The 20,206-nt window shown below is 44.9% G+C and carries 19 protein-coding genes and 1 riboswitch; of the genes, 15 read left to right on the top strand and 4 right to left on the bottom strand.

The features are described 5' to 3' along the window. Window positions 1–76 precede the first annotated feature (76 nt). A riboswitch (TPP riboswitch) is annotated at window positions 77–176 on the top strand. 107 nt (window positions 177–283) lie between these two features. Together thiW and AC27FN_RS07320 are read left to right on the top strand one after the other, a co-directional pair. Then, window positions 284–790, top strand: coding sequence for an energy coupling factor transporter S component ThiW (gene thiW, locus AC27FN_RS07325; protein ID WP_487167351.1), 507 nt, complete (start codon window positions 284–286; stop codon window positions 788–790). A 118-nt stretch (window positions 791–908) separates the two neighbouring features. Next, window positions 909–1,949 (top strand): zinc-binding dehydrogenase, encoded by a 1,041-nt coding sequence (locus tag AC27FN_RS07320; protein WP_487167350.1) that lies wholly within the window; start codon window positions 909–911, stop codon window positions 1,947–1,949. Window positions 1,950–2,405: 456 nt separating this feature from the next. Here AC27FN_RS07320 and AC27FN_RS07315 read toward each other — a convergent pair whose 3' ends face one another. Next, window positions 2,406–2,681: an SHOCT domain-containing protein gene (locus tag AC27FN_RS07315; RefSeq protein WP_487167349.1), complete on the bottom strand. Its 276-nt coding sequence runs from the start codon at window positions 2,679–2,681 to the stop codon at window positions 2,406–2,408. A 177-nt stretch (window positions 2,682–2,858) separates the two neighbouring features. On the opposite strand from AC27FN_RS07315, the gene AC27FN_RS07310 reads away from it, so the two are divergent. The 7 genes from AC27FN_RS07310 (at window position 2,859) to AC27FN_RS07280 (ending at window position 9,946) form a co-directional block, all read left to right on the top strand. Then, entirely contained in the window at window positions 2,859–3,806 is a 948-nt protein-coding gene (locus tag AC27FN_RS07310) for a quinone oxidoreductase family protein (RefSeq protein ID WP_487167348.1), read from the top strand. A gap of 252 nt (window positions 3,807–4,058) precedes the next feature. Beyond that, entirely contained in the window at window positions 4,059–4,865 is an 807-nt protein-coding gene (locus tag AC27FN_RS07305; protein WP_487167347.1) for an EAL domain-containing protein, read from the top strand. Then, window positions 4,862–5,356 (top strand): hypothetical protein, encoded by a 495-nt coding sequence (locus AC27FN_RS07300; protein WP_487167346.1) that lies wholly within the window; start codon window positions 4,862–4,864, stop codon window positions 5,354–5,356. The genes AC27FN_RS07305 and AC27FN_RS07300 overlap by 4 nt, the downstream gene beginning before the upstream one ends. 16 nt (window positions 5,357–5,372) lie before the next feature. Then, complete coding sequence (locus AC27FN_RS07295) at window positions 5,373–6,671, top strand: glycosyltransferase family 2 protein (RefSeq protein WP_487167345.1); 1,299 nt, start codon at window positions 5,373–5,375, stop codon at window positions 6,669–6,671. Between the two features lie 42 nt (window positions 6,672–6,713). Continuing rightward, entirely contained in the window at window positions 6,714–7,394 is a 681-nt protein-coding gene (locus tag AC27FN_RS07290; RefSeq protein WP_487167344.1) for an EAL domain-containing protein, read from the top strand. A gap of 15 nt (window positions 7,395–7,409) precedes the next feature. Further along, entirely contained in the window at window positions 7,410–8,783 is a 1,374-nt protein-coding gene (locus tag AC27FN_RS07285) for an FAD-dependent oxidoreductase (protein WP_487167343.1), read from the top strand. After that, window positions 8,780–9,946, top strand: coding sequence for a GGDEF domain-containing protein (locus tag AC27FN_RS07280; protein ID WP_487167342.1), 1,167 nt, complete (start codon window positions 8,780–8,782; stop codon window positions 9,944–9,946). The genes AC27FN_RS07285 and AC27FN_RS07280 overlap by 4 nt, the downstream gene beginning before the upstream one ends. Window positions 9,947–10,259: 313 nt before the next feature. Here the strand turns inward: AC27FN_RS07280 and AC27FN_RS07275 are convergent, their stop codons facing one another. After that, the gene (locus tag AC27FN_RS07275) at window positions 10,260–11,246 is read right to left on the bottom strand and encodes a LacI family DNA-binding transcriptional regulator (RefSeq protein WP_487167341.1); all 987 of its coding nucleotides are present in this window, start codon (window positions 11,244–11,246) and stop codon (window positions 10,260–10,262) included. A 199-nt stretch (window positions 11,247–11,445) separates the two neighbouring features. On the opposite strand from AC27FN_RS07275, the gene AC27FN_RS07270 reads away from it, so the two are divergent. From AC27FN_RS07270 to AC27FN_RS07245, 6 genes are all read left to right on the top strand, one after another. Next, on the top strand, window positions 11,446–12,840 hold the full coding sequence (locus AC27FN_RS07270) for an SLC45 family MFS transporter (RefSeq protein WP_487167340.1): 1,395 nt from the start codon (window positions 11,446–11,448) through the stop codon (window positions 12,838–12,840). Between the two features lie 31 nt (window positions 12,841–12,871). Then, entirely contained in the window at window positions 12,872–14,575 is a 1,704-nt protein-coding gene (locus AC27FN_RS07265) for a glycoside hydrolase family 13 protein (RefSeq protein ID WP_487167339.1), read from the top strand. A 95-nt stretch (window positions 14,576–14,670) separates the two neighbouring features. After that, complete coding sequence (locus AC27FN_RS07260) at window positions 14,671–15,261, top strand: TMEM175 family protein (RefSeq protein ID WP_487167338.1); 591 nt, start codon at window positions 14,671–14,673, stop codon at window positions 15,259–15,261. A 550-nt stretch (window positions 15,262–15,811) separates the two neighbouring features. Then, the gene (locus AC27FN_RS07255) at window positions 15,812–17,230 is read left to right on the top strand and encodes an amino acid permease (protein ID WP_487167337.1); all 1,419 of its coding nucleotides are present in this window, start codon (window positions 15,812–15,814) and stop codon (window positions 17,228–17,230) included. A gap of 130 nt (window positions 17,231–17,360) precedes the next feature. Further along, window positions 17,361–18,407, top strand: coding sequence for an LLM class flavin-dependent oxidoreductase (locus AC27FN_RS07250; protein ID WP_487167336.1), 1,047 nt, complete (start codon window positions 17,361–17,363; stop codon window positions 18,405–18,407). Window positions 18,408–18,409: 2 nt separating this feature from the next. Then, window positions 18,410–19,090: an NADPH-dependent F420 reductase gene (locus AC27FN_RS07245; protein ID WP_487167335.1), complete on the top strand. Its 681-nt coding sequence runs from the start codon at window positions 18,410–18,412 to the stop codon at window positions 19,088–19,090. Window positions 19,091–19,166: 76 nt separating this feature from the next. On the opposite strand, the gene rpiA is transcribed toward AC27FN_RS07245, so the two are convergent. Together rpiA and AC27FN_RS07235 are read right to left on the bottom strand one after the other, a co-directional pair. Further along, window positions 19,167–19,847 (bottom strand): ribose-5-phosphate isomerase RpiA, encoded by a 681-nt coding sequence (gene rpiA, locus AC27FN_RS07240; RefSeq protein ID WP_487167495.1) that lies wholly within the window; start codon window positions 19,845–19,847, stop codon window positions 19,167–19,169. A 19-nt stretch (window positions 19,848–19,866) separates the two neighbouring features. After that, window positions 19,867–20,133 (bottom strand): GNAT family N-acetyltransferase, encoded by a 267-nt coding sequence (locus tag AC27FN_RS07235; RefSeq protein ID WP_487167334.1) that lies wholly within the window; start codon window positions 20,131–20,133, stop codon window positions 19,867–19,869. Between the last annotated feature and the right edge of the window lie 73 nt (window positions 20,134–20,206).

The raw sequence follows: 20,206 nt of genomic DNA, 5'->3' as shown, positions 1-20,206 counted from the left end.
GGCCATCGGTTAAACGGACGAGTAAGTGGTTCATCGTTTGTGCAAGTATGGTAAAATGTCTTTAAATTTAATCGAAAATTGTCACTAGGGGCGCTGTTTGCTGAGATGGGTTAAAACCCGGTCCCTTTGAACCTGATCTAGTTAACACTAGCGGAGGAAAGTGGCTGACGCGTCGTGAGTTCTGTAAGTAACGGCAAGCTGGCCCTTTCTGTCTGGAAGGGCTTTTTTGGTGGCAAGGATTAGATTAAGTGTTGTTGTCACTAAAGAAAGCGAGGACTGTTACATGCAGCGAGATGTTCAATTACGCAAAGGGTTATTCACCATCTTTAGTAGTCTGATCGGATTAATTTTATCCACCCTCGTCGTTTTTCCCAATATGGCCCCGTTCCAACACATGGTTGATGTCATCCTAGCCATTTTAGTCGGGCCAGTCTATGCGACGGCCGCCGCCGTTATTGTTGGTTTGATTCGCATGCTACTTGAGGGGCGACCAGCTGTTGCAGTTACAAGTATTTTAGTCGGGCCGGTGTTAGCTTGGCTCGCATATCGGATATTTAATCGGTCGACTCTGGCCGCTGCAATGGGCGAGACACTTGGCGTTGGGTTATTTGGAGCCATGATTTCCTTTGTCGTGATGCAGGTTGGTTATGGATTGAAATTACCTAGTTTCTGGTTTTATGTTCCATATTTTACCCCATCAGCACTTGTTGGCAGTTTGTTAGGCGCGCTAGTTGTTAAAACATTACGGCAGTTGACAATCATTAAAAAAAGCGATTTTTTAGATGAATGACGACAAGGGACCTCCTGACAACGCAACACGAGTGAATGTTTCTCGAGTTGAATCACCAAACTAGAAGGTCGATAATCATAGTTGATTGAAATAAATCTAAGAAGCGAAGGGGATTCAAATGAAATCAACGATGTTTATGGGACCTGGGAAAGTTGCGCTTGAAAATGTTGACCGACCAACGATTCAAGCGCCTGACGATGTCATTTTGCACGTGGTTAGAACTTGTGTCTGTGGTTCAGATCTGTGGGCTTACCGTGGCTTGGAAGAGAAACCACATCATTCGGAAAACGGCGGTCACGAGGCATTAGGAATCGTCGAAGCAGTCGGCGACGAGATTACAACCGTTAAACCAGGCGACTTCGTCATTGCCCCGTTTACGCACGGTTGTGGCCATTGTGCAGCCTGTCGGGCAGGCTTTGATGGTGATTGCCAGAGTCACACGGCTAACTTTAGTCATGGCGTGCAAGCAGAAGAAATTCGGTTTGAACATGGCGAATGGGCATTGGTTAAAGTTCCTGGTCAACCCACAGATTACAGTGAGGCCATGCTCGATTCGTTATTGACGTTGGCTGATGTGATGGCGACTGGTTATCACGCTGCCCGGGTGGCTAATGTCCAAGCCGGCGACACAGTTGTCGTGGTGGGCGATGGCGCGGTTGGTCTATGTGGCGTTATTGCAGCGCAGATGCGTGGTGCCAAGCGAATTATTGCCTTAAGTCGCCATCAAGATCGACAACAATTAGCCACTGAATTTGGGGCAACTGACATTGTTGCTAGTCGGGGTGATGAGGCTGTCAGCGAAGTGCTAGCTTTAACGAACGGGGCCGGCGCTGATGCAGTCTTAGAATGTGTCGGTACTGAATTATCTAATGAAACAGCGATGCAAGTATGTCGCCCCGGTGGGATTGTTGGGCGTGTCGGCTTGCCCCATGAACCCAAGATGGATATGGCCAGTTCATTTTATAACAATCGAATTATCGCTGGTGGACCGGCATCCGTGACCACGTACGATAAATCAGTTCTCTTAAAGGCGGTTTTAGATGGACAGATTCATCCAGGTAAAGTGTTTACCAAGCGGTTTGGCTTAAATGAGATTGATGCGGCTTATCAGGCAATGACCAACCGTGAAGCAATTAAATCATTAATTGTTGTTGATTAATTATCTATTAATTGCGGAGGAACAGACTGTCCTCATAAAATCGGTTAGCTAAGTAAGGATTTTGGGCGTCGCAAGGTGGTAGACAAACAGAAATCAGAGCGAAACAAGCTGGGTGTTACCGAGCACTAGCGGAGCCTGAACAGTTGGCGTTCTTTGCCAATTGATCGGGCTGGGATAGGCACAGGTAATAGGCTTGTGTAGCTGGACAAACAACTCAAAGCGAAGCAAGCTGGGTGATGTTGAGCACTAGCGGAGGTCGGCAAATTGGCGTTTTTTGCCAATTAGGCGGCCTTGGCTAGGCACAGACATCAGGCTTGTGTAGCTGGACAAAAAATGCTTTTTGATTCGACAATATCCACTAATCAAAAGAAACCCATTTCCTCGCTGGAAGATGGGTTTCTTTCTGGTTATGCTTCATTTACGAATTTATCTAGATCGACCGTAACCAGCTGTCGTTTAGTGATCGAGTAAATTAGCTTTGCGTGTCTTATAATCTTCGTCACTGACATTGCCCTTGGCGTACTCCTCGTCCAAGATTTCAAGCGCTGATTTATAGTCGCCATGATGACGGGCGCCGTTGTGATGGTGTCGTGGATTCCAGCCAAAGAACATGCGACCAAGCCACATGAGCGGAAAGATAAACATAAAGAGAAAGAATGGAATCATCATCAAGCTCCACCAGCCAAAACCACCATTCATCATGGGAAACATCCATGCATGCCACATCATCATTAATTACCTCGTTTGTTTTAATTAAACTGATTTTGACAGTTAGTATACGCTCTTTTCCACAGTTCGACGAGGATGACGGCTTTTCAACTTTGGACATTCGGTCGGAGCGTCTGTGTTGAATTCATTTTGCTGGACGTATACGATGACGGTACAATTAATTTCAAAAAGAGGTCAATTATGAAAGCAGCCGTTTTAAATGCTTATGGGCAAGTGCCCCAATATCAAGATTTTCCAGCACCGACGCCACAAAACGATAATGAAATTGTGGTTCACCCCAAGGCAGCCTCGATTAAGCAATTAGATATCATCAAGGCCGCTGGCAAACACTATACGAATTTCGATCCGCTACCAGCGGTAATGGGAATGGATGGTGTCGCTCAGCTGAATGATGATGTATTGGTGTATGCGAATGGCATCACGGGGATGATGGCTGAGCAGGCGGTTATTGATAAACGTACGATGTTGCCACTACCCGCTGGTTTGGACATTGCAGTGGCCGCGTCGATCCCTAACGCCTTATCCGGATCCGATGGTGCTTTGGCCCTCCAAGGCAAAATCAAGTCCGGCGAGGTCGTCTTAGTAAACGGAGCTACAGGTGCGACTGGTACGATGGCCGTACAGATGGCGAAGTATCGCGGCGCTAGTTATGTCATTGCCACTGGTCGTAATGAAGCGGCCTTGGCTGAGCTTCGACAACATGGGGCCGATGCGACGATTAATTTACGCCAGGATGATGACCTTGTGAAAGCTGATTTAAAACGATTATATGCCGGGCACCCGATTGACTTAGTCGTTGATTATCTGTGGGGCCGACCCGCAGAATTAATATTAGCGGCCATTGGTGAAATCCAATTACGTGGGCCCGTACGGTATGTCAGCATCGGCCAAATGGCTGGTGCAACGATCACTTTACCGTCACAATTACTCCGTAGCCGCAACCTAGTCTTAGTCGGTTCTGGCATTGGGAGTATTCCGGCCCCCGTCCTCCGTGAGTATATGCAAAAGACATTACCAGAGGTGTTTGACTACGCGGCGGCTGGTCATCTGTACCTGCAGCCCAGTGTGGCACCCTTGAGTCAAGTGGCAGAAGTGTGGTCACAAGGGCAAAGTGTCTTGGAAATGTAATTAATTCGCAAATTTAAGACGATTTGGTGGGATCTATTCGCAATGATTAGGGATAACATTGCGAGTAGATCTTTTTATAACGAAAAAGGAATACTGTTTGTCAAGTAAGTGTAATCATTAAGTGATGTTATTTGAGAAAGTCACTGATATAATAATTTGTCTACGAGCAAAATTAATATGTTTGTTAAACATAATTTATATGCCTAGTCTGCTAATGATCTAAGGCCGATTTGTGAGGTTGTGATTGTATTGATGAATTTAGTAACAGAATTAACCGAAATTGCGATTGCTTTTCTAGGACTTTCGGTCACCACGGTCGGCATCGTATTTTTGCGAACGCGCCAACGTACCAATTATGATAACCGACCGTTGCAGTATTTTATTCAACAGCAAGTTGATTATCAACATCGTGTGGTCGGTTATGAGTGTTTATTACGTCAACGAAATCAAGCGGGCGAATGGGTATTGCCGAAAGATCTCGCCCATGTCCCCTTACAACGGGTCATTACATTACTAACCGAGACTTTTGACCATTTGCCCGACAGCGATTCGGAACTTTATCTATCAATTAATTTGTCGCGCGAACAGATCATGAGTCCAGAATTCGACTATTTTGTGCGGTGGGCAGTTAGTCGAATTACACCGTTTCACTTGGCCATTGAATTTCATGCAAACCGACGCCCTTTTTGGCTGCAACGGCGTCGATTCCGTCAAAAAGTTGCGATGGCCAGAACGGCAGAGGCGAAGTTCGTGGTGGATAATGTAGGATCTGATAAACAGGAACTCAGGCGGATCAGTTGGTTACTACCAGTGGTTGATACAATCAAATGTCCAATGGCACAGTTTCGAAAACCAGATCCGACAATTTGGCTGGATCTGAATTTGCAATTTTGGCATCGATTGACACAAGAACACCAGATCGAGTTGATTTTAACGGGGATTGAAAGTGAACAAGATGAAGCATTAGCTACCCAGCTTAAAATTAAACTGCGGCAAGGCTACTTGTTCGACCATCCTCGTGATATTCAACAACAACATTTGAAGGGAACGAACCAGTGAAAGAAAATCAGCGACAACAGCTTTACACGGATGCTTATTTCAAACGGGGACATTGGGGATTAAAGATTTGTCAAACCTTGATTGCGGTCTTGGGCTGGCTAATTGTTTTGGCGCCGTTAATGTTAATGGTCGTCAGTGTGATTAGCTTTTATCGACCAACTTGGTGGCCGTGGTGGCATCTAGCATTAGCCCGGCAGGAAATGATTTATTACGCAGTGATCCTGAGTTTTATTTTTGTACTGGTTGGCATTTTTACAATTTCGATGACGATCATTCAAAATCGTAAACGACAACGGTGGGTGGAGCAGTGGCCGACATTTGATCCATTGACTCAACGACGTCGCAAAACTGAATTAAATGCGTTTATGACAAAACGCTTTGGCCCACTGGAAGCGCGACATGCAGTTCGCCAATATACGGTTAAACCAGAACAAAATTTAGCAACGGATCAAATTCAGCAACTCTTTAATCAACAACATTTGGAAAAATAATCACGGAGGAACTGGCTTGCACGAAAATGTTTGGCAAATTTTATTTTTAATTTTGTGTCTTTATCCGATTATCGGGGCCTTTTTTTGGTTCTGGGGCGCCATCGCCTATCGTTTCTTGAAGACGAATAAGCGTGATTTAGATTGGCAGCAATTACCAGTTGATCAACAACCTTACATTACGATCATGATTCCAGCGCACAACGAAGAAGTGATGATTAAGGATACGATCACCTATCTGTTTGACCAATTAAATTATCAACAATTTGAGATTTTGGTCCTAAACGATGGCTCAACTGATCAAACCGCGGCCATTTTGGCCGATTTACAAACCCAATATAACCGATTAAGAGTTATTAATATTGAGAAAAATAAAGGCAAAGCTCATGCATTTAATATCGGTATGTTCTTTGCCAAGGGCGACTATATTTTAAGTAACGATGCTGATACCATCCCAGAACCTGATGCACTGATGAAGTATATGAATTTCTTCATTCACGATCAGGATTTGAATACCGCCGCGGTGACGGCCAATATGGATGTTCAAAACCGCACCACGTTATTAGGAAAGTCACAGACGGTTGAATTTTCGAGCATTGTCGGCGTGATTAAGCGGAGTCAGTCAGCAATTAACGATTCAATGTATGCTTATAGTGGTGCCAACACGATGTATCGTAAAGATACTTTAATTGAGGTTGGCGGTTTTCGACAAAATCGAGCGACAGAAGACATTAGTATTGCCTGGGATCACCAGGAACACGGGACTGTACCACGCTTTGCGCCTGAGATTATTTTCCATATGAATGTGCCGGAAACAGTGGGGGATCTCTTTAAGCAACGTCAACGTTGGGCACAAGGTGGCACCGAGGTCTGGCTAACCAATTTACCAAGCTTCTTACGCCACCCGCTTCAACATCGTTATCAATTATCAATGTTTATTGACTCCACATTATCGATTGTTTGGTCGTTTTTCTTTGTTGGGTCCACACTGGCCTTTATTGGACAATTGGCGATGGCACTAGTCCGTGGTGACCGCGCACAAATTGCTAATTTATTTTTGTTGGCTGGTATCTTTATCGGATTTGAGTTGATCGCCGGGCTGTGTCAATTAATCACGGCATTAATCTTGGATCATCGTGGTGCCAAATTAAAATACCTCTTGTTTGCCCCCTTATACATGCTATTTTACTGGCTGGTAAATCCGTTAACGGTGATCACAACATTTGTTCCTGCGGTAAAAACAATCATGGGGTGGGGCTCTGGCACGTGGGTGAGCCCTAAACGACAACAGCTCGCTAGTAAACCGGAGGATTCTTAGAAACCAGTCATCATCACATCATTGCAAACCAAGGAGTTGCTGATGGACCGATATTTCATTCAACCACAAGTTAACGGCGCCACTAACACGATATTTGGCTATGAACTGCTGATGAAGCACTTTGAAAATCACCAATGGCGGCCACCTCGATTGTTTGCCGACATTCCAGCAGCGGTGATTGCGGACACATTGATTCGCACCACCCAGAAGTTAGCCCTGAAAATTGGGACGGTGGCGATTAATCTTAATCGTACGCAATTGCTGAATCCGGCGATTATTGAGGCAGTTATTACAGCCCAAGATCAATTGCGACCACTACGATTAACCATCGAATTAACAGAAGAACCTGGCGACCTGGATATTTCGCTAGACCAGCTAATGGATCAACTGAATAAATTATTAGCCCGTGGCATCGAATTATCACTCGATGATGTTGGCAGCGGTATTAATCAACTAGCGCAAGTTGAGCCCTTATTCTCATTAGCGTCTGAATTGAAATTTGCTTTGCAAAATTTGGCTGTGCCATTAACGGATATGAAGGTGCAAGATCAGGTCAAAAATTGGTATCAATTGGCTAAGCAACAACGGTGTCGATTTATTTTGGAGGGCATCGAAACTACCCAAGAGGCACAGTTAGCGGATGAATTGGGCATTGATCTACGGCAAGGGTATTACTATGGCCGCCCACATATTCTTAAATTAGCGCCAGGGGATCCACAGTAAAATGGGAGATTGAGAATGAAAATTATTGTGATTGGATGTACACATGCCGGTATTGCTGCCATCACACAGATTTTAACTGAACATCCCGACGCAAGCGTGACAGTCTATGAGCGTCACGACAATGTTTCTTTTTTATCCTGTGGTATTTCGCTATATTTAAGCGGACAGGTTAAACAGCTCGAAGACATGTTTTACAGTAGCCCAGCAGAATTACGAGCCTTGGGCGCAACCGTGAATTTACAACACGATGTTCTGCAGATCGATAAGGAAACTCAGCAAATTCAAGTTGAAAATTTGCAGACGAAAGCCATTTTTACAGATCATTACGACAAACTAATTATGGCCACCGGCTCTTCAGTGGCGGTGCCGCCGTTGTTCGGTATCGATGAGGAACAAGTGTTGTTATGTAAAGATTACGCACAAGCCCAAGCAATTTATCAAACTGCCCAAACGCAACACTACATTACGATTGTTGGTGGTGGGTATGTTGGTGTTGAATTGGCAGAAAGTTATGCGACGACTAACCATGAAGTGACTTTAATTCAGGGCCCAAATCAGTTATTAAATAACTACGTGGATGAGGCACTGTCAGCAGTAGTCGTTGGTCGGTTACAACAAGCTGGGGTAAACGTCTACTTAAACGAACGGGTGACGGCCTTTTATGGCGGGAATGGTCAGTATGTCACGATTGAAACATCGGCGGGACAACACCAAGCAGACCTAGTAATTGTTTGCACGGGGTTCGTGCCCAATTCTGAACTACTGCGAGGACAGGTCGCATTGGCGCGCAATGGTGCGATTCTGATTGATGATTATTTGCAGACCTCTGATCCTAATATTTATGCCGCTGGCGATGTCTGTGTGGTTAAATATAATCCGACCGCTGCAACGGCCTATATTCCCCTGGCAACAAATGCGATTCGCCAAGGAATGCTAGCAGGACGCAACGTTTTTGGCGCAGTACAAAGATATTTGGGCACGCAAGCAACGTCAGCGATGAGTGTTTTTGGTGATACCTTAGCCACAACAGGGTTAACGCTAAACCGTGCACGGGCCGCAGGATTTAACGCCCGCTCCGTTACTTACGATGGCTTGTATCGTCCAGATTATATGCCGGATACCGCACCGCTAACCATTGTGTTGGTGTACGATCTGGATTCGCGACGGGTGTTGGGTGCTCAGCTTTTCAGTCCGCATGAAGTTGCTCAATCGGCTAATACAATTTCTGTTATCATTCAAAATCAAAATACAATTGATGATCTGGCTTATGTGGATATGCTGTTTCAGCCACAGTACGATTATCCATTTAATTATTTAAACTTAGTGGCCCAAGCGGCCATTAAGCAAGCTGCCGATCAGATGGGTGAACAGTCAGGGGGTCATTCATGACTGCAAATCATTGGTTAGTGCCGTCAATGTTTACTGGCGTCTTTTTTGTCTTGGGCTTAGTCTTAACGTTTCAGCTAATTATTAATTTAATCATTACGCTGGAACAACAGCATGATTGGTCATTACGAATTGGTCAGACGTTACAGTTACATTTATTGGGGATCGTATACTTTTCTATTTTTAGCGTTTATTTCGAATACTTATCGCAGCAAATTAATAACCAGTTTGCCTTTATTAATTTCCGAATTTTATTGTTGTTTTATGTCGTGATGTTTTTAGGCCCACGGGCGAGTGCCTTTATTGTCGGGAGTGCCATGGTTGGACATGCGATTTTCAATCCGTTCAACGTGGCCAGCGGCGGTTATCTGCTCGCCGTGCTCGCGTGCTTTATTTTGGCCAGTTGGTTGACCCTATTTATCGAACAGCGACGTTGGGGCATCACGGCCTGGACGCTTAGTCTTAACCTCTTTAGTGTCGTCTTATGGCTTTCTCTCTACAATTTTTGGCCCAAAGTTGCGCTCGTGTTAACTAAACGGGATTTAGTTTTTAACATCATTGCCTTTGTTATTCTGAGTCTAGGGCTCAGCATCGCAATCACTCGAATTTCGAGTGATCGGATGCGGCTAAATTTATTACGCTATCGGGCGACGACTGATCCCATTACTAAGTTGAAGAATGTGCAAACATTTACGCATGATTATCGCCATGTGTTTTTGCGTAACCGGAGAAATGAGACGTCACTTAGTTTGTTGGCGATTGATGTTGACCATTTTAAGCAATTGAATGATCAATATGGACACCTCGTTGGCAACCAATTGTTAAGGGAACTCGGCGAATTGTTCGAGGAGACTTGCGCTAAATTTGCGACGGTAACAGCCTATCGCGTTGGCGGTGAAGAGTTCGAAATTATTGTTTCACAGCTGACTCAAGCTCAAGTTAGAAAATTAGGTGCCGAGCTCCGCCAGGCAATTTTGCAACATGAATTTGTGCTGGGGTCCGGTTCAACCATTGACATCACGATTTCTATGGGCATCGCACATCTGGAACCACATGATTTGTCACCAGATGATCTGTATGGACGGGCTGATCAAATGTTGTATCGTTCAAAAGGACAGGGGCGCAATCAAATTAGTGAAGCCATAACCGAATCGGTAGCGAAATAACTACAATTTTGATCGAAAAAGTACAATTTCACCTAAATAACTTGGAAAAAGCTTAATTTGAATACCAAGTTAACTGGTTAAAAAGTGAGTTTTGAATAAAACCAAAACAAAACCTAAATTGCATTGCCGATTCTAAAACGTCAAAAAGCGGGGAGCTGTGACATAACTCCGTTTTACCAACGAAAATCGCGCTGTTTCCCGAACTTTGGGAAGCAGCGCGATTTATGTTGAATGGAATTGGCGGGAGCTTGGTATGCGTTATTGAGGCAATGTTCGTCTTACATCCACTTATGGCACAAGCCCTCGCTTACGTTTAACTACTAGCGCGTTCTTCTAACTTAAAGGGTAGTAATTGCGCTGCGGTTGGTTGCGTGTCCGTATCCATCAGTAAATTAACACCGGCGACCCCCATATCATAGAAAGCCTGGGTGATGCTGGTCAGTTGTGGTCGAACCCATTTAACCAAATCAGTGCCATCAATGCTGACAATTGCAAGTGAATTCGGGACGTTTAAATGAAAATCTGTGGCCTGGTTGAGGACACCAACAGCTGCTAAGTCACTCATTGCAATAACTGCATCAATGGGTGGCGTTGATCCCCATTGACGCATTGCAGCGAGCCCGTCGGCATAAGTGAAGTGGCCTGCTTGGATCCATGTTGGTTCAATCGGTAGTTGGTGGTCAGCCATGGCGGCTCGATAACCAGCGAGGCGTTGTTGGCCGACATAGGAGGTTGCTTCCACGGCTGCTAAACCAATACGCGTATGGCCCTTATTGATTAGATATTCGGTGGCCTGTTGACCAATTTTAAAATCATCTGAAGCAACGAAAGCATCTTGTTCGCTGCCAGAAGTAGTACTTAAGAAAACATGCGGAATTGGGGTTTGGTCTAAGAGTTGGCGATTAGCGTCGTTTAATTCCAAGGCTAAGATTAAGATTCCCCGCACTGATCGTTCGATGACGGTTTGAATGGCCTTTTGTTGTAGACGATCATCATTGACCCCGGCGTATAAGATAATGACGCTCAAATCACGAGCAAAAGCGGTGTCTTGAATACCCGCAATGATTTGATCGGCAAAGTTCGTTTGGGTGCTGGAGACGACTACGCCAAGGACCTGGCTTTTTTGCGTCACGAGTTCCACCGCAGCAGAATTTTTTTGATAGCCTAAATCACGAGCGACAGTCATGATTTTTTCAGCCGTTGCCGGCGAATAGAACTGATCTTTGTGCGCGAGGACGCGGGAAACAGTCGCAATGGAAACACCCGCGGCGGCAGCGACGTCTTTAATGGTGACACTCATGCGTGTAGCCTCCAAGTCGGTTTAATGATTACCGTCAGTGTAACATATTGGTCTATACTTTTATATGTTTTTACACAAACGTTTGTGTTTCTTTTAAACAGGTGTTGTAACCGGTTTCAAAAGATGGTATTTTAGTTTACGTAAACGTTTACTTAAATTTAGTTTGACGGCTTGATGAAGCCGATTGGAGGAATCTAACATGGCACTTAATGCCGCTCAGGAAGCAACTACGACTGAGGTACCGGCGACCCACGGGTTACCACGGCTTAGTTTAGCAAAGGTGTTCGCAATGACGTTTGGTTTTTTTGGCGTCAACATGGCATTTTCACTACAGTCTTCGCAAATGGGACGTATTTTTCAAACGATTGGGGCTGACCCAACCAAATTAGGCTTTTTCTTTATTTTGCCACCGCTAGCCGGCATGGTTGTGCAACCATTGATCGGGAAGTATTCGGACCGCACGTGGAATCGTTTTGGACGACGCATGCCCTACTTATTAGTTGGGGCGCCGATTGCAGCCATCGTCATGATTTTATTGCCCAATGCGGGTTCGTTTGGATTTGGCTATGGTTCATTAGCGGCCTTACTTTTCGGCGCTTTCACGATCTTATTTATGGATTTATCTTCAAACGTCTGCATGCAACCATTTAAGATGATTATCGGTGACATGGTGAATGAAGATCAGAAGGATTTGGCCTGGTCTTGGCAACAATCGTTTTCCAACTTAGGCGGCGTGGTTGCTACGATTGCGCCATTTGTATTAACGATCTTTGGGGTGGCCAACATTGCGCCGAAAGGTCAAGTGCCAGCATCTGTTAAATGGGCCTTTTACATCGGGGCAGCAGTTTTACTGTTGACGTCTTTGTACACGATCCTTTCAGTGAAAGAATACGAACCAACGACGTATGCACGGTATCATCAAATGAACGAAGATCAGCTAAAAGCTAAGCAACCCAGTCTCTGGTCGCTCGTTAAAAAGGCACCAAAAGCATTTTGGGAAGTCTCGTTTGTGCAATTATTTGCTTGGTTTGCTTTCCAATACTTATGGACTTACAGTACCGGTGCGATCGCGGCAAATGTGTGGCATACGAGTGATCCAACCTCTGCTGGCTATCAAGCAGCTGGTAACTGGTATGGCATTTTAACCTGTGTGCAATCCATTGCGGCTGTTGTTTGGGGGATGCTGATCCTATCCAGAACCCGTCCAAACCAACGGAAATTATGGTACCGCATTGGATTAGGCATGGGTGGTGTCGGTTTCATCGCCGTCTTTATGATTCACAGCCAGTGGTTACTCATTTTGCCGTTTTGTCTGATTGGGATTAGCTATTTAACGATGCAGACACAGGCCTTCTCGTTATTCACAGAAGCACTAGATGGAACTAATGAAGGCGCCTATATGGGATTGTTCAATTGCGGCATTTGTTTGCCACAGATCATCGCATCGGTGGCCAGCTTCGCATTATTCCCATTCGTTGGTAAATCAATGCCAGCCATGATCTTTGTTGGTGGCGTGGCCTTACTATTAGGCGTTTTGGCAGTGAGTGTCATTCATCCGGTCTTATCAGACAAAACGAACGTCATCAATAACTAAGATTTTTTGACAGAAATTGAGGAGGAACATCATGATTCAACAAAAAGTTGCCACGCATCAGTGGTTTCAGGACTCGGTCGTTTATCAAATCTATCCGCGAAGCTTCCAAGATAGTAACCATGACGGAATTGGTGATTTAAATGGTATTCGCAGTCGACTAGATTATTTAAAGAAACTTGGCGTCGATGTGCTGTGGTTAAATCCAATTTACAAATCACCAGATAAAGATAACGGTTATGACATTGCTGACTACGAGGCGATTCAACCTGTTTTCGGTACGATGACTGATTTTGATCAATTGTTGGCTGACGTTCATGAACATGGCTTAAAGCTGATGATGGATTTAGTGGTTAATCACACTTCCGACCAGCACAAGTGGTTTCAAGCTAGCAAGCAATCACAAGATAACCCATTTAGTGATTTCTATATTTGGCGTGATCCGGTCGATGGTCATGAACCTAATAATTGGGGCTCATACTTTGGTGGACCGGCGTGGACCTATGTTCCTGAACGAGGTCAATATTACCTCCACTTGTTTGCACCAGGACAGCCTGATTTGAACTGGGAAAATCCTGACGTTCGTGAACATGTCTACGACTTGATGCGCTTTTGGCTAGACAAGGGTGTTGATGGGTTTCGAATGGATGTGATTAACTTTATTTCCAAACCAGCTGGATTGCCAGATGCACCACAACCAGCCGGTGCTAAGTATGGGAATGTGGAACCGATGGTAGCTGATGGACCACTGTTGAATGATTATTTGAAAGAAATGAATCGGGAAGTGCTCAGCCACTATGATGTCATGACTGTCGGCGAGATGCCTAGTTCGGTGCCGGAAGATGTTGTCAATTATGCTAATTTAAATGGTTCAGAACTGAATATGGTCTTTCAATTTGAACATGTAACCTTGGCGGCGAATCCAGATGCTCGTTTAGGCAAGTGGAATGATCAACCCGTGAAATTGATTGATTTAAAACATGCGTTGAATCATTGGGAAACGGATCTAGATGGCAAAGGCTGGAATAGTCTTTACTGGAACAATCATGATCAACCCCGCGCTGTATCACGATTTGCAACGGATGATCCAAAATATCGAGTGGCAGCAGCCAAGATGCTAGGGGGTACACTACATTTCTTGCAAGGTACGCCATACGTGTATGAAGGCGAAGAAATTGGGATGACCAACGCGCACTTTACTGACTTAACCCAATATGAGGATTTGGAATCGATTAACGGTTACCATCAAATCGTTGACGAGGAACAAGCTACCGATGCAACCCACATGTTGAAATACTTAGAAAATATTTCGCGGGACAATGCAAGAACACCGATGCAATGGGATGCCACCCCAAATGCTGGCTTTTCTGACGCGACACCATGGTTTGGGTTAAACCAAAATTACGCGCAAATTAATGTGGCAACCGCCTTGGCTAAACAAGATTCTGTCTTTTATTTCTACCAAAAATTAATCCAGTTACGGCATCAATATGCCATCATTCGCTATGGCTCATTTGAACCACTGGATGAAGAAGATCCGCAAGTTTACGCTTATCGTCGGCACTTAGACGGGCAGACGTTACTTGTCGAAAGCAACTTCACGGCTGACACATTGACGCGTAACTACGATCGGCCAGAGAATGCGACTGTTTTAATTGATAACTATGGCCAAGATGCTGGTCAGACTTTGCGCCCATACGAAATGAAGGCCTACTTGTACTCAGATACTGAGAAATAAATTGTCAGTCAGACGTAAACTTGCGTGAGTTATCTGTTAAATTGAGTCTCTTTTGAGGCATAATAATCATATTATGTGAATCGAGAGGGACAATAATGAACAAGAGCCGGGTTGAGGCATTTATCGATGCAATTATTGCCATCGTGTTAACGGTGTTGATTTTGGAAATCCACGTGCCAGCTCGTCCTAGTTTACAGGTATTCTTTAGCGAGTGGCGGATGGCTTTCTCATACCTAATGATATTTATTCTAGTGATGTTTAGCTGGTATGTGCAGCACGGCATGTTTCTAACGATTAAACGGGTGAAACTACCGGGTTTCATTGGGATTAGTATTTGGTTGTTCTTTTTATCATTTCTGCCGGTGACAACTTCCTTTGTCGGGCGTTTTCCACAATACTGGGGCGCTGAACTGGTTTATATTGTTGAAAACATTATTTGGCTATTGTCCGCTCAACTGATGGCATATTTGTTAAGTCGTGACAATCAAGACGTGCCAGGATTAGCCGCCTTCACACAACGACAAGGTGGGCGCTACATGTTGATTGGCAATGGATTATGGGATGTTATCGCCATTGCAGGCATCTTTGTTCTGCCAGAAATCGGTGTGTTGACGCCGATAGCAACAGTTGTCGTTCAAATTATTGCGGACCAACTGCATCGGAGACGATTGGCTAAACTGGGCTGATGATTAAAATGATGCTGGTGCCTGAGCTTATGCACTGATGTAAACGTGCTCGCCATCACTGAAGACTGTGCACAACCAAAAATCCTGTTCGGGCCAAGACCGCCCGCTCACGATTTTCCGTTGTTGCTCGGCCTCAAATCGGTCCGGTTCACACTCTGGCGTAAACGTGCTCGCCAGACCTGAGCCCTGTACCCAACCAGCAATCACTACCGGGTGAAGCCCACCCGTCCGTGATTTCCAGTTGGTGCTCGGCCTCAAATCGGTCTGGCGAGCACTCTGATAAAAAAGTCCTTGCATTAAAATTTGATAAGTAGTATTTTAATAATCAAGCAAAAACGGGAGGCGTTGTCATGATGAAATTAAATAATGAAATCAACCACAACGCCGCAATCAGCAGCACAACATCCTCCTCAACCACAGTCTGGTGGTTGGGGGTTTTGTGATGCGAATGTTGCATGATGAAACGGCCAACCACGACACCTGAAAAGGTGGCAGGGTTGGCCGTTTTATTTTTCCCTTAATAAAGTCAGATCCCAGAGGAGAGCAGCTTATGGATAAAAAGACGGCAGAACCAACGTTAAAACGTTCATTAACGTCAAACCAAATGCAGATGATCGCGCTAGGGGGCACGATTGGTGTTGGCCTATTCTTAGGCTCTACCGCCACCATCAAGTGGACCGGACCATCAGTTTTGCTCGCATATGCTTTTGTCGGATTTCTATTGTACTTAGTGATGCGAGCGTTAGGTGAAATGATCTACGTCAATCCATCGACAGGTTCGTTTGCGGATTATGCCAGTCATTACATTCATCCCGTTGTTGGCTACTTGGCCAAGTGGAGTAACGTATTCCAATTCGTCGTTGTTGGAATTAGTGAAGTAATCGCAGTTGGCCAGTATCTGAGTTATTGGTGGCCCAATGTACCGCAGTGGTTGGCCGGCGTGGTGGTGATTATTATGCTGACGTTGGCTAACTTAGCCTCGGCACGCGCGTATGGCACGCTGGAATTTTATTTTGCCATGATTAAAGTCGTCACCATTATGATTATGATTGTGATCGGGATTTTAGTTATTTTCTTTGGTTTGGGCAATCACTGGCATGCGATTGGATTAAGTAACTTATGGGCTCATGGCGGTTTCTTTACCGGCGGCATTAAGGGGTTCATCTTTGCAATGTCGGTAGTTGTTGGCTCATATCAAGGGATTGAATTACTCGGCATTACCGCTGGTGAAGCGGCCAATCCGAAACACGCGATTGTGGCTGCAGTTAAATCAATTGTTTGGCGGATTTTGATTTTCTACGTTGGTGCTATTTTTGTCATTGTCACCATTTTTCCATGGAACCAGTTGTCGGCTTTAGGTTCTCCCTTTGTGGAAACTTTCTCGAAAGTCGGCATTGCCGGCGCTGCTGGGATCATCAACTTTGTGGTCTTAACTGCCGCAATGTCAGGAGCCAATTCAGGTATCTATAGTTCAAGTCGAATGTTGTATAAACTGGGTCATGATGATGAGACTTGGCGGGGCTTTAGCAAATTATCGCGCCATTATGTGCCACGCCGTGCGACTTTAGCGATTTCGGCCGGAATTTTTATCGGTCTGACGCTGAACACGCTGTTAGCAAATTTCAGTCATGCATCAGCTAACTTATTTGTGATCGTTTATAGTTCAAGTGTACTGCCAGGAATGGTGCCGTGGTTCGTGATTTTAATCGCTGAATTACGTTTTCGAAAGGTTCATCCAGACGCGATGGTCGAACATCCATTTAAGATGCCCTGGTATCCATTTTCAAATTACTTCACAATTGCTGCGTTGTTAATTATATTAGTGTTCATGTTTTTGAATCCGGACACGCGTCTTTCAGTATCGGTGGGGGTCGTTGTTTTAGCCTTTCTAACGCTGTTATATTACGTTCGGTTATGGCGTGGTAAAAAGGATGTTGAGGCTGAGGAAGAATCTTCAGAAGATTTTTAGTTAAACGCTATGACTAACTCTAAACCGCTGTTAGCGGTTTTATTTTTGACTACAAGGATTGCTTTTTTTAATAAAATGACGTATTCTAACGTTATTCACTTACAAAAAGTAAGTAACGGGAGGATCGGTTATGGTAGACGTAAATAAATTACAATTCGGGGTTGAAACCTTTGGTGACATCGTTGCGAAAGAAGATGGCAGCTTGTTGACCGCGGGCGAATCCATTCGGCAAATCGTTAAGGAAGGCGAACTTGCTGATAAATTGGGAATTGATGTAATTGGCGTTGGTGAACACCATCGACCGGACTACAGTGTGTCGAGCCCTGAAATTGTCTTAGGCGCGATTGCCTCAGTGACCAACCACATCAAGTTGGCCACCGCGGTGACAGTGTTAAGTTCTGATGACCCAGTTCGGGTGTATGAACGTTTTGCAACACTGGAAGGGTTATCAGCTGGCCGGGCCCAAGTGATGCTGGGACGGGGTTCATTCACCGAATCTTTTCCGTTGTTCGGGTATGACCTAAAAGACTATGACGATTTGTTCAATGAAAAGTTAGCTTTGTATGATCAACTCATTAAAGAAAAGCCGGTGACGTGGTCTGGTAAGTTTACCGAATCACTTAAGGACCAAGATGTCTATCCAAAAACGGACTATGATGGGCTAGAAACCTATATCGGGATTGGTGGTTCACCGGAATCAATTATTCGGACGGCTAAGTATGGTTATAAGGTCATTATTGCGATTATTGGTGGGCAAGCGGATCGATTCGCGCCTTATGTTGATCTATACAAGAAGGCCGCTGAACAATTTCATCAACCCATTCAGCCGGTGGCCGTTCACTCGCATGGTTTTATTGCTGATGACGAAGATGAAGCCGTTAATGTCGCTTGGAAAAATATCAAGGCGAACTTTGACCGAATTGGTTTGACTCGGGGCTGGGCACCGATGAGTCGTGAACAATTTGATAATGAAACTCAAGTTGGCTCATTTTATGTGGGTAATCCAGAACATGTGGCCCAACGCATGGCGCGGACCATTAAGCTACTGGATTTAGGTCGTTTTGACTTAGTTTATGGCGCCGGTAATCAGACTGCTGCCCAACGTGAACGCATGATTGAATTGTATGCGACTAAGGTGATCCCACGGGTTAAAGAATTGTTGGCGGAGGACAAGTGATCATGGCTGAAATTAAAACGGTTGGTATCTTAGGTGCTGGGAAGGTTGGTATCACCTTAGCGCAGTTGGCACTGGCTGCTGGGTATAACGTACGGATCTCTGGTTCTGGATCAGTTCAAAAGATCGCGTTGACGATTGAAACATTGGTACCTGGCGCGGTGGCGGCGACCAATCAAGGGGTGGTTAACAAGAGTGATTTGATTATCTTAGCCATTCCACTGAGTCGTTATAAGAACATCAATCCCAAGCTCCTAAAAGATAAACTCGTGATTGATGCGATGAATTATTGGTGGGAAACTGATGGTATTCGTGAGGAAGTCCTCGATCCATCGTCTACCTCTAGTGAGCAGGTACAGGCGTACTTCAATAAGAGCACGATCGTTAAAACATTTAATCACATGGGTTATCATAATCTGCAAGATGACGCGCGGCCACTAGGTGACCCCAAACGCAAAGCCCTATTCGTAACTGGCGACCAGCGTAAAGCCGTCGATGAAGTAGCCGACTTTGTCCAAGTTATGGGCTTCGATACGGTGATCCATTACCGGCTAGCTGATGGCATCATGACGGAACCAGGTAGTGAGCTATTTGGTGCTAGCTTATCGAAAGCAGACCTAGAACAGGTCATTAACCATTTTGATGAAACAGAATTCGGTCGGCAAATTGCCCAAGCGCATCAGTAGTAACTAAGCCTCTCTAAAAAAGCAAAGCATCAGCAGACGAGTCTGCTGATGCTTTGCTTTTTTGTGACTAATGTGATTAGCGTGCGTGCAAAACTTCTGGCCCGTCAGGCCGACCAACGATCACTGTGTTAACCATGTCTAAGAAAAGCCCCTGTTCGACAACGCCCACCATTTGAATTAGCTCATTGGCTAATTCGTGGGGGTGATCAATTTCACCTAGACTGAGATCCACGACATAGTTTTTTGAGTCAGTGAGGACATGTTCGCCATTACGCATGCGAACTTTCGGATTATAGCCTTTAGCAGCCAACTTTTTAACGACTTGAGATGAACCATAAGGGATCACTTCTAATGGCAGTGGGAAACTACCTAATTTGTGGGAGAGTTTGCTTTCGTCGACGATCCACATGTTCTTGGTTGAATTAACGGCGACGATTTTTTCCCATAAATGGGCGGCACCACCACCCTTAATGCCTTGAAAGTCATCACTAATTTCGTCGGCACCATCAATGGTTAAATCGATGTGATCCACGTCATCAACACCTTGAACGGGAATCCCCAAAGACCGGGCTTGTTCACGTGTACGATCCGAAGTTGGGACACCGACTACGTTTAAGCCTTCTTCTTGGACACGCTTGCCTAAAGCATCCACCATGTACTTAACGGTGGATCCGGTACCAAGACCAACCACCATGCCATCTTCAATAAAATCGACGGCGCGTTGGCCAACCTGTTGTTTTAGTTCATCTTGTGTCATTGCCATAATAAGTTACTCCTTAGCGAATTAGGGTCGGTTTATTGTGCTGCAAATATTGTCTAGCATACGGATCAAGGGGCAAGAGCTTCACGTGCTCCGCTTGGGCGAGCTCAACAACGTGGTCGATTAGCTGACGAGCTAGCGCTTGACGATCTGGATAACTGTTTGCTACCCAAATATGTTCCACCGCCCAAGTCTGCGAGTCAATAATCGGAAACGTAGCCGCAGCTTTAAGCTGATCATTTTCAATTAATGTTATCTGTTGTTGGTCTCGTTGGAATTGCATGAATCTCCTACCAAATTATTCCGGCAGTATTAGTTTGTTTAATTGCCATGTACCATCCTATCATAATTCGTGG

Source organism: Furfurilactobacillus sp. W61-4 (assembly GCF_057545565.1).
This window is presented reverse-complemented; position numbering and strand designations above follow the sequence as displayed.

Excerpts from the sequence above, each read along its gene's own strand:
- rpiA (WP_487167495.1), bottom strand. The coding sequence starts at position 19,847 with ATGACACAAGATGAACTAAAACAACAGGTTGGCCAACGCGCCGTCGAT.
- AC27FN_RS07320 (WP_487167350.1), top strand. The coding sequence starts at position 909 with ATGAAATCAACGATGTTTATGGGACCTGGGAAAGTTGCGCTTGAAAAT.
- AC27FN_RS07280 (WP_487167342.1), top strand. The coding sequence starts at position 8,780 with ATGACTGCAAATCATTGGTTAGTGCCGTCAATGTTTACTGGCGTCTTT.
- thiW (WP_487167351.1), top strand. The coding sequence starts at position 284 with ATGCAGCGAGATGTTCAATTACGCAAAGGGTTATTCACCATCTTTAGT.
- AC27FN_RS07245 (WP_487167335.1), top strand. The coding sequence starts at position 18,410 with ATGGCTGAAATTAAAACGGTTGGTATCTTAGGTGCTGGGAAGGTTGGT.
- AC27FN_RS07270 (WP_487167340.1), top strand. The coding sequence starts at position 11,446 with ATGGCACTTAATGCCGCTCAGGAAGCAACTACGACTGAGGTACCGGCG.
- AC27FN_RS07275 (WP_487167341.1), bottom strand. The coding sequence starts at position 11,246 with ATGAGTGTCACCATTAAAGACGTCGCTGCCGCCGCGGGTGTTTCCATT.
- AC27FN_RS07310 (WP_487167348.1), top strand. The coding sequence starts at position 2,859 with ATGAAAGCAGCCGTTTTAAATGCTTATGGGCAAGTGCCCCAATATCAA.
- AC27FN_RS07260 (WP_487167338.1), top strand. The coding sequence starts at position 14,671 with ATGAACAAGAGCCGGGTTGAGGCATTTATCGATGCAATTATTGCCATC.
- AC27FN_RS07285 (WP_487167343.1), top strand. The coding sequence starts at position 7,410 with ATGAAAATTATTGTGATTGGATGTACACATGCCGGTATTGCTGCCATC.
- AC27FN_RS07315 (WP_487167349.1), bottom strand. The coding sequence starts at position 2,681 with ATGATGATGTGGCATGCATGGATGTTTCCCATGATGAATGGTGGTTTT.
- AC27FN_RS07250 (WP_487167336.1), top strand. The coding sequence starts at position 17,361 with ATGGTAGACGTAAATAAATTACAATTCGGGGTTGAAACCTTTGGTGAC.
- AC27FN_RS07290 (WP_487167344.1), top strand. The coding sequence starts at position 6,714 with ATGGACCGATATTTCATTCAACCACAAGTTAACGGCGCCACTAACACG.
- AC27FN_RS07255 (WP_487167337.1), top strand. The coding sequence starts at position 15,812 with ATGGATAAAAAGACGGCAGAACCAACGTTAAAACGTTCATTAACGTCA.
- AC27FN_RS07235 (WP_487167334.1), bottom strand. The coding sequence starts at position 20,133 with ATGCAATTCCAACGAGACCAACAACAGATAACATTAATTGAAAATGAT.
- AC27FN_RS07265 (WP_487167339.1), top strand. The coding sequence starts at position 12,872 with ATGATTCAACAAAAAGTTGCCACGCATCAGTGGTTTCAGGACTCGGTC.
- AC27FN_RS07305 (WP_487167347.1), top strand. The coding sequence starts at position 4,059 with ATGAATTTAGTAACAGAATTAACCGAAATTGCGATTGCTTTTCTAGGA.